The organism is Salmonella sp. NW722 (genome assembly GCF_051702785.1).
In the GTDB taxonomy this organism is placed as follows: Bacteria; Pseudomonadota; Gammaproteobacteria; order Enterobacterales; family Enterobacteriaceae; genus Salmonella; species Salmonella enterica.
The window spans coordinates 1-8633 of sequence record NZ_JAMMIN010000018.1 but is presented as its reverse complement, the minus strand read 5'-3'; the positions used below and the strand labels follow the sequence as shown (position 1 = coordinate 8633).

Annotated in this window: 7 protein-coding genes and 3 pseudogenes; 4 read left to right on the top strand and 6 right to left on the bottom strand. The window is 59.1% G+C overall.

Annotated elements, in window-relative coordinates:
- Window positions 1-182: 182 nt before the first annotated feature.
- On the bottom strand, window positions 183-1049 hold the full coding sequence (locus NA330_RS23050; RefSeq protein ID WP_001931474.1) for a PSE family carbenicillin-hydrolyzing class A beta-lactamase CARB-2: 867 nt from the start codon (window positions 1047-1049) through the stop codon (window positions 183-185).
- Between the two features lie 205 nt (window positions 1050-1254).
- On the opposite strand from NA330_RS23050, the pseudogene intI1 reads away from it, so the two are divergent.
- From intI1 to NA330_RS23035, 3 genes and pseudogenes are all read left to right on the top strand, one after another.
- Window positions 1255-1554: pseudogene (intI1, locus tag NA330_RS23045) on the top strand (class 1 integron integrase IntI1); the annotation flags it as partial.
- A pseudogene (locus NA330_RS23040) lies at window positions 1555-1908 on the top strand (TCP-1/cpn60 chaperonin family protein); the annotation flags it as partial.
- A gap of 274 nt (window positions 1909-2182) precedes the next feature.
- Window positions 2183-3667: an IS91-like element ISCR3 family transposase gene (locus tag NA330_RS23035; RefSeq protein ID WP_022742855.1), complete on the top strand. Its 1485-nt coding sequence runs from the start codon at window positions 2183-2185 to the stop codon at window positions 3665-3667.
- Window positions 3668-3758: 91 nt separating this feature from the next.
- On the opposite strand, the gene NA330_RS23030 is transcribed toward NA330_RS23035, so the two are convergent.
- Window positions 3759-4481 carry a LysR family transcriptional regulator gene (locus NA330_RS23030; RefSeq protein ID WP_223151157.1) on the bottom strand — a complete coding sequence of 241 codons (723 nt, stop codon included), beginning with the start codon at window positions 4479-4481 and terminating at the stop codon, window positions 3759-3761.
- Between the two features lie 89 nt (window positions 4482-4570).
- Window positions 4571-5746 (bottom strand): tetracycline efflux MFS transporter Tet(G), encoded by a 1176-nt coding sequence (tet(G), locus tag NA330_RS23025; RefSeq protein WP_001257840.1) that lies wholly within the window; start codon window positions 5744-5746, stop codon window positions 4571-4573.
- A 103-nt stretch (window positions 5747-5849) separates the two neighbouring features.
- Here tet(G) and tetR(G) point away from each other — a divergent pair, with 103 nt between their 5' ends.
- Window positions 5850-6476 carry a tetracycline resistance transcriptional repressor TetR(G) gene (gene tetR(G) / locus NA330_RS23020; RefSeq protein WP_000163574.1) on the top strand — a complete coding sequence of 209 codons (627 nt, stop codon included), beginning with the start codon at window positions 5850-5852 and terminating at the stop codon, window positions 6474-6476.
- Here the strand turns inward: tetR(G) and NA330_RS23015 are convergent.
- The 3 genes and pseudogenes from NA330_RS23015 to NA330_RS23005 all read right to left on the bottom strand — a co-directional run.
- Window positions 6473-6589: pseudogene (locus NA330_RS23015) on the bottom strand (DUF3363 domain-containing protein); the annotation flags it as partial. The gene tetR(G) and the pseudogene NA330_RS23015 overlap by 4 nt on opposite strands.
- Window positions 6590-6682: 93 nt before the next feature.
- On the bottom strand, window positions 6683-7897 hold the full coding sequence (floR, locus tag NA330_RS23010) for a chloramphenicol/florfenicol efflux MFS transporter FloR (protein WP_001747811.1): 1215 nt from the start codon (window positions 7895-7897) through the stop codon (window positions 6683-6685).
- 216 nt (window positions 7898-8113) lie between these two features.
- A partial coding sequence (locus tag NA330_RS23005) for a DUF3363 domain-containing protein (RefSeq protein WP_139324357.1) occupies window positions 8114-8633 on the bottom strand: 520 nt, incomplete at its 5' end.

The window sequence follows — 8633 nt, the reverse complement described above, 5'->3', positions numbered from 1 at the left end:
CACGCTTAAAAATAATAAAAGCAGACTTGACCTGATAGTTTGGCTGTGAGCAATTATGTGCTTAGTGCATCTAACGCCGCCATAAGTTGCGGCTTTGGAGTTGATTGTTTTGTGGTAGCGTAGCGTTAAACCACAAAACAAGCGACGGAAAAGCCGTCAACTTGATGGCCTTGTTAGCCTTATCAGCGCGACTGTGATGTATAAACGTCAAAAATTGAATGACCAATTTTAACAATCGCATCATTTCGCTCTGCCATTGAAGCCTGTGTTTGAGCTAGATAGATGCTCACAATAATTGGGGCTTGATGCTCACTCCACACAACTGCTGTAATACTCCGAGCACCAAATCCGCCAGCACCTGAGCGATCCGCAATGTTCCATCCCGCCGGCAATACTGAACGTAGTAAATTACCAGTGACTTGATTGTTCACCATCCAAGACTCTAATTTTTTCTGGTTCATTTCAGATAGCGCGGAACCAAATAAAAATTTATTCAAAGTACTGGCTATTGCCTTAGGAGTTGTCGTATCCCTCAAATCACCGAGCTTACCTTCATTTAAATCAGGCTCAATACGGTCTAGACGAGTCTCTTTGTCCCCAATTTGTCTTAAAAAATCAGTAACGCCTTTGGGGCCACCTACAGCACTTAGGATGATATTTGCCGCAGTATTATCACTTGTAGTCATAGTTGCGAAGCACGCATCATCGAGTGTGATTGCCTGCCCTACTTGCTTTTCTATTACAGGGGAATAGGTCACAAGATCTGCTTTCTTAATCTCGACTGTACTATTGGGATTAACTTTTCCTTGCTCAGCATCATATAGTAATTTAGCGCAAGCTATTGTTTTAAAAGTACTTGTTAACGGGAAGCGCTGATTGCCATTGTAATCCCAATATTCTCCATTTTGAGTATCAAGAACGGAAACACCTATACGAGCAGAAAGAGAAACTTCAATTGCCTTAACGTCTTGTTCAACTTGCTGAAACTTTGAACTACTTGCAAAAACCACGGATGGTATTAAAAGCGAAAATGCCAATAAAAACTTCATGTAAGTAACCCCATAATTTTGATTGTCACACATTTTATATAAAAGCATGAGGCTCCATAATATGGCTAACTTTGTTTTAGGGCGACTGCCCTGCTGCGTAACATCGTTGCTGCTCCATAACATCAAACATCGACCCACGGCGTAACGCGCTTGCTGCTTGGATGCCCGAGGCATAGACTGTACAAAAAAACAGTCATAACAAGCCATGAAAACCGCCACTGCGCCGTTACCACCGCTGCGTTCGGTCAAGGTTCTGGACCAGTTGCGTGAGCGCATACGCTACTTGCATTACAGCTTACCAACCGAACAGGCTTATGTCCACTGGGTTCGTGCCTTCATCCGTTTCCACGGTGTGCGTCACCCGGCAACCTTGGGCAGCAGCGAAGTCGAGGCATTTCTGTCCTGGCTGGCGAACGAGCGCAAGGTTTCGGTCTCCACGCATCGTCAGGCATTGGCGGCCTTGCTGTTCTTCTACGGCAAGGTGCTGTGCACGGATCTGCCCTGGCAGGGCATCAACGAAGACCAGAACCTGGGCATCGCCATCACCCGCCGTGCGCTGGAAGCCCCGCTGCGCGCCATCGTGGCCAACGCCGGTGAAGAACCGAGCGTGATCGTGGCCAACGTCAAGGCCGGCGAAGGCAGCTACGGCTACAACGCCGCCACCGGCGAGTTCGGCGACATGATCGCCATGGGCATCCTGGACCCGACCAAGGTGACCCGCTCGGCCCTGCAGCACGCCGCTTCCGTCGCCGGCCTTGCGATCACGACCGAAGTGGTCGTGGCCGAAGTGCCGAAGAAGGAAGAGCCGGCCATGCCGGGTGCTGGCGGTATGGGCGGCATGGGCGGCATGGATTTCTGATCCGGTTGGCCCGGTCGTCAGGGAACCGGACCGCGCCAGCGCGGTCCGATCCCGGCAACGACCCGACATCAAGGCCCCAAGGACGGGGCCGGAGCCCGGCAGCGATGCCGGGCTTTTTGTTGTGCCCGCGCCGCGGCAATGTCTGACGCGAAGATCAGAACGCACCGATACGAACGTGCGAACACAGGCGCAACACTGAGCAGCCGTCCCCGCACCGGAGCGCTGCGTGCCGCGCCTCGCCACATCCCGGCGGCAAGCCGCGGGATGCGCGCCACTGCCGTCCGCCCACACCGGTTCGCGGTACGCGCGCCACGCGCCCGAGCGCACGCTGCTGTACGCGTTGGTAGAGGCGCACTACCCGGACTTCATTGCACGGATCGAAGCGGAGGGCCGCTCGCTGCCCGGGTATGTCCGCGAGGCGTTCGATGCCTACCTGCGTTGCGGCGTACTCGAGCACGGCTTCCTGCGGGTGGTGTGCGAGCACTGCCGTGCAGAGAGGCTGGTGGCCTTCTCCTGCAAGAAGCGCGGGTTCTGCCCGAGTTGCGGCGCGCGACGCATGGCCGAGAGTGCGCGGCACCTGGTCGAGGAGGTGTTCGGCCCGCGGCCTGTGCGGCAATGGGTGCTGAGCTTTCCGTACCCCTTGCGTTTCCTGTTCGCCAGCAAGCCAGAAGCCATTGGCCCGGTGCTGGGCATCGTGCAGCGCGTGATCGCCGGCTGGTTGGCCGATCAAGCCGGCATCGACCGCGCCAGCGCCCAGTGCGGCGCGGTGACGCTGATCCAGCGTTTCGGCAGCGCGCTGAACCTGAACATCCACTTCCACATGCTGTGGCTCGACGGCGTGTACGTGGAAGCCACCGAGCTGCCGCGGCGCGAACTGCGCCTGCACCGCGCCCGTGCGCCCACCACCGCGCAGTTGACCCAGCTGGCAGCTACCATCGCGCACCGGGTGTGTCGGCACCTGACGCGCAAAGGCTGGCTCGAAGGGGAGGGCGAATCGGCCTTCCTGGCAGACAGCGCTGCAGGCGACGACAGCATGGATGGGCTGCGGATGAGTTCGATCACCTACCGCATCGCCACCGGCCGCGACGCTGGCTGCAAGGTCGTCACGCTGCAAACGCTGCCCGGTGACGCCGGTTCGCTGGAGGGCGAAGCCGGCAAGGTCGGCGGCTTCTCACTGCATGCCGGCGTGGCGGCCGAAGCACACGAAAGCCACAAGCTGGAAAAGCTGTGCCGCTACATCACGCGCCCGGCGATCAGCGAGAAGCGGCTGTCGATAGCGCTCCAGGGCAGGGTGCGTTACCAGCTCAAGACCCCGTGGCGCAATGGCACCACGCATGTGGAATGGGATCCGGTGGATTTCATCGCCAAGCTGGCGGCGCTGGTCCCGCCACCTCGCGCGCATCTCACCCGCTTCCACGGCGTATTCGCCCCGAATGCAAACCTGCGTGCGCAGCTGACGCCCTCGGGGCGCGGCAAGCGGCCTGCGGGCGATGCGGCGCCAGTGGACGTCAGCGCCCACGACGCGCCGCGCAGCCCCGAGGAGAAGCGCCGTGCGATGAGCTGGGCGCAACGGCTCAAGCGGGTCTTTTCCATCGACGTCACCGCCTGCGTCCACTGCGGTGGCACCGTGCGGATCGTCGCCAGCATCGAGGAACCCACCGCCATCCGCGCCATCCTCGCCCACTTCGAGAAGCACGGCGCGCGGGAAGAAGCGCACTACAGGCCCGCAGCGCGCGCGCCGCCAGTGCAAGCCGCGTGACGATCTGCCGGCTGCACAGCCGACGGCGAAACCGGAATCCGAGCCGATGCGGCCACGATCCGCAGGGCGGCGCTCGGCCCGCTGTCGGGAATCAGCGAAGCATGGCTGCTGACAACGCCGCTGCGTGGCCCCGCGATGCCGAAATCCCACTCACAGACGTCCGATCCGTGCCCAAAACGGGGCTTGCGCGACCGCCGCCTACCCAGCAGACTGCCCGAAAAGGGCGTTTGAACTTCCTATACGCAAGGAACGTCTCGCCTGCCAAATCGGGCCATGTGACGGCTGACCGCTTGGCGAGCGGATGCCGTTCCGGTAGCACCGCCAAGAGCGGTTCGGTCCATGTGCGACGGGAATGGCAGTCGGGTGGTTGGGGCGTGCCCGCGACGAACGCCACGTCCAACCTGCCGGCGCGAAGCTGCACCACCGCTTCACGGGCCGGGCCTTCGGCGATCTCGACTTCAACATCGGGGTAATCCTTGCGGTATTGGCCGATCAGCTTTGCGAGGAAGCTATGCGGAATCAGGGCATGGATACCGATACGAAGCCGGCCGCTTTCTCCGGCTGCCGCCATGCCGGCGGTTTTCACCGCATGGTCGAGTTGGTCAATACCTACGGCTATCCGCTCGACGAAATGGCGTCCGGCCTCGGTCAGCCGAACGCCGCGCGCATGACGCTCGAACAAGAGGATGCCGAGGTCTTCTTCCAGTGCCTTCACGCGGGCGCTGACGCTGGACTGTGCAACGCCGAGCGCGTTGGCGGCGTGACGGAAGTTGAGATATTCGGCGACAGCGAGAGTGTGAACTAAGGTCATCATTGGCACTCGCCCCGAAAGGAGATGATTGCTCAACAGATTTAATCCGTCATTTCTCCTAAGTCTACGCATGCCAAATCGCCATGACTAAATCACAATGAAGTTGCGAATGGTCTGCGTAGTATTGGCAGACATATTAAATAGAGGATCGCGCCGACAATCCAAACCCAACCGTTCCATGCCCCGGCGGTGGCAGAATAGAGTGCTGTGAAGCCAAGCGGTCCTGCGATAGAGCTTAGATTGGTGAGGCTCGTTAGCGTTCCTTGCAAAGCCCCTTGCTTGTTACTGCTGACATTGTTTGAGAGCATTGCCTGCAAGGCCGGCATGCCAACACCCCCGGCGGCAAGCAGCAACAGAATCGGGAACACCATCCATCCCTGCGTGGCAAAAGCCAGAAGAACGAAGCCAGTCGCATCCGCAGCCATGCCAAACAGCAGCGTGCGCCGCTCTCCAAGCCGGCTTGAAAGCGGGCCGGTAACAAACGCTTGGAAGATCGCATGTGTTGCCCCAAACGCCGCGAGCGACAAACCAACGGTCGCGGTGTTCCACTGAAAACGGTCCTCGCCATATATGACCCATAGGGCTGCAGGCACTTGGCCGATCAGTTGAATAATGAAGAAAACTGCGAAAAGCGCACCTAGCCCGCGCAATGCATCATCCAGCCGTAACAGAACGAATGGTTTGATGCGAACCGGCTTTCCGGTCCCGCCATGGCTGTGATGAGTCTCCTTGAGGAAAATGCAGGCAAGCAGGAACGCGAACCCGTTGAGAAGGGCGGCGGCGATAAACGGGGCATGAGCAGAGATACCACCGAGCATGCCACCAAGTGCTGGCCCGGCAATCATGCCCGCCCCATAACAGGCCCCCATGTAGCCGAACCAGCGTGCGCGAGAACCTTCCCCCGTCGAATCGGCAATGGTTGAGGCTGCTACAGCTCCGGTTGCGCCCGTGACGCCGGACACGAGTCGGCCGATATAGAGCACCCATAAGACCGGCGCTGATGCCATAATCGTGTAATCGACTGCGGCTCCTGCAAGAGAAGCCAGAAGTACCGGACGCCGACCGTAAGAATCCGAAAGCTGTCCAAGCATGGGCGCGAAGACGACCTGCATCAATGCATAGAGCGACAGCAAGGCACCATAGTGTCCAGCGACCTGCTCTGCTGGCACAAGCTCACGCAGAAGCGTCGGAAGGACGGGCATGATGAGGCCGAGACCCATGGCGTCAAGACCCACGATCAGCAGGGCAATGATGGCAGAGCTGCGCACCTGAAACTCCAGCGCCGCTCAATGGAGCGACTTTATCAACGATAAGGAGATGGACATATAACTTATCGGTGATAAATTGTCAAGCACTGGCGAAGGAACGTGAATGACCAAACTGGACAAGGGCACCGTGATCGCGGCGGCGCTAGAGCTGTTGAACGAGGTTGGCATGGACAGCCTGACGACGCGGAAGCTCGCTGAACGCCTCAAGGTTCAGCAGCCTGCGCTTTACTGGCATTTCCAGAACAAGCGAGCGCTGCTTGATGCGCTCGCCGAGGCGATGCTGGCGGAACGCCATACCCGCTCGCTACCCGAAGAGAATGAGGACTGGCGGGTGTTCCTGAAAGAGAATGCCCTGAGCTTCAGAACGGCGTTGCTCTCTTATCGGGACGGCGCGCGTATCCATGCCGGCACTCGACCGACAGAACCGAATTTTGGCACCGCCGAGACGCAAATACGCTTTCTCTGCGCGGAGGGCTTTTGTCCGAAGCGCGCCGTTTGGGCGCTCCGGGCGGTCAGTCACTATGTGGTCGGTTCCGTTCTCGAGCAGCAGGCATCTGATGCCGATGAGAGAGTTCCGGACAGGCCAGATGTGTCCGAGCAAGCACCGTCGTCCTTCCTGCACGATCTGTTTCACGAGTTGGAAACAGACGGCATGGATGCTGCGTTCAACTTCGGACTCGACAGCCTCATCGCTGGTTTCGAGCGGCTGCGTTCATCTACAACAGATTAGAGGCTTATGCCCCTTTGCCGCCCCAACTGCCACGACACCGATCCGCTTTGCACGATGCCCATGACCTCACGGCCGAGCTGGCGGTCGATGACCGGCCGCCACGGGACAAGGGAAATGAGCGGTATCTTGCCAGACAGGATACCGCCATTCACGAGGTTTCGAAGATTATTGCGCCGCATCGGAGCGGGCTTGCTTCCAGTCGTCGGCTAGACGACTGGCGACTTCTCGGTGGCAGCATCACGGGATCGAAGGAGCGCCAGCCCCAACGACACCAGCACTGCCATTGCCGTGGCGTAACAAATCACGGGCCACGCTGTATCGCCGTTTAACAGCGTCACCGCCAATGTCCCGACGATACTGACTATCAGGCTTTGGATGCAGAAGTAGAACGCGACCGCTGATCCCGCGATGTCGTCGAACTCTGCCAAAGCGCCGTTCGCGGTAACGGACACCGTGAAGACAATACCGACCGCGACAACCCACATCGGTAGGATGAAGGTGAGGAATGACGGCGAGCCGTAAAGTTCGCCGATCCCCAACAGGACCGCTCCGCAAACAAGCAACGCCATCCCACGCGCCACGCATCCTGCGATGCCCCATCTGGCGACAAAGGACTTCGCGAAACGGGTTGTCACGATCATTACAAGCGCGACAGTGGCGAAGGCAAAGCTGAATCCGATCTCGGAATATTCCGCTTGGCCTATGAGCACACGGGGAGCCGTCGAGAAGAAGACGAAGAAGGTGCCCATACCGGCGCTAAAGCCGACAGTGTAAACCCAAAAAGCCGGACTCGCGAAGATCGGCAAGACAGATCGGCGCGTCTTGACTTGATCCAGAGGGCGGGTTTCGTGCCACCTGAAACCCGCATTTAGGAGTGCGAGCATCGCCAGTATAGCCAAAGTAATGAATATCGCCTGCCATCCCAAGAACTCGCCGATCAATGCTCCGGCGATAGGGCCGAGCGCAGGCACGAACGCCAGCATCGAACTGAAAAGGCCGTAGATGACGACACCCTCAGGACGGTTGGCATAAACGTCGCGAACCGTCGCGAACGTCGCCACCAGCATGGCCGACGCGCCCACTGCTTGAAGTAGACGGAAAGCGACAAAGGCCGGTGCAGTTGAAGACCAAGCTGCTCCCAGAGACGCAATGACGAAAGCCGTTGCGCCCGCAAGTAGAATTGGCCGTCGCCCGATTCTGTCTGAGAGCGGACCAAAAATCACCTGGCCCACGCCGAGCATCACCATATAGAGGCTCAACGTGAGTTGGATCATAGCGGGCGTCGTGTTCAGGATGCCGGGCATCGCTGGAACGACAGGGAGATAAATATCCATCGCCAGTGAAGCGAGGATGTCGAAAGGAGCCATCAGCAGCAGTGCTGCCGGCAGCGTATAGGCCCACGCGGGGCGTGTGGTGGTCATGACGAATCAACCCTCGATTAAGGAATACCGGGCGACGTCTGCTCGTCAGCAATCAGATGAGACTAGCCTTACAGAGCGCCGCAACAACAATACTGGTTGTTGCGGCTTACTTGTCTGCTGACTTGGAATTTCCCATCTGATTACTCCACGCTTACGAATATGAATTGCTACATTTTATCCGATTATCTTTTGCTTCGCAATGCGGCATGGGCGCACTCAGCGTTCCAGCCCCCTCTGCCGCCCTAACTGCCACGACACCGACCCGCCCTGCACGATGCCCATAACCTCGCGGCCGAGTTGGCGGTCGATGATCGGCCGCCACGGGACAAGGGTGAACTCATGGGATTTCTCGACCACGGCGAACTTGCCGCTCGATAGATGCACGGTTCCGGTAAACTTGCCGCTGACGCTCTCACCATCCTTGGCGGCGCGGAACGGCAGCGCCTTGCCCTCGGCCATCTCCGCACCGGCGCGCGCAACTTCCCGCTCGCGCAGGGTGGCGAGAAGATTGCGCCGGTAGAAGATTCGGCCGTCCCTGTTGCGCGTGGCGTCGCGCTGTTCGATATGATGCTCGCGGCGCTGGTCCATGGCTTCGCGGACCTGTTGCCCGAAGCCGGTCGGCGCAAGGTCGGCCGTTTCGCCATGGACCAATCGCCGGTCCATCCCCGGATCGAGGATGAGCCGGTCGGCAGCGACCCCGCTCCGTCGCAAGGCGGAAACCCGCGCCTCGAAGAAC

What these genes read in the sequence shown, in the direction of transcription:
- NA330_RS23050 (WP_001931474.1), bottom strand. Translation starts at nt 1,049, where the DNA reads ATGAAGTTTTTATTGGCATTTTCGCTTTTAATACCATCCGTGGTTTTT.
- NA330_RS23030 (WP_223151157.1), bottom strand. Translation starts at nt 4,481, where the DNA reads ATGATGACCTTAGTTCACACTCTCGCTGTCGCCGAATATCTCAACTTC.
- floR (WP_001747811.1), bottom strand. Translation starts at nt 7,897, where the DNA reads ATGACCACCACACGCCCCGCGTGGGCCTATACGCTGCCGGCAGCACTG.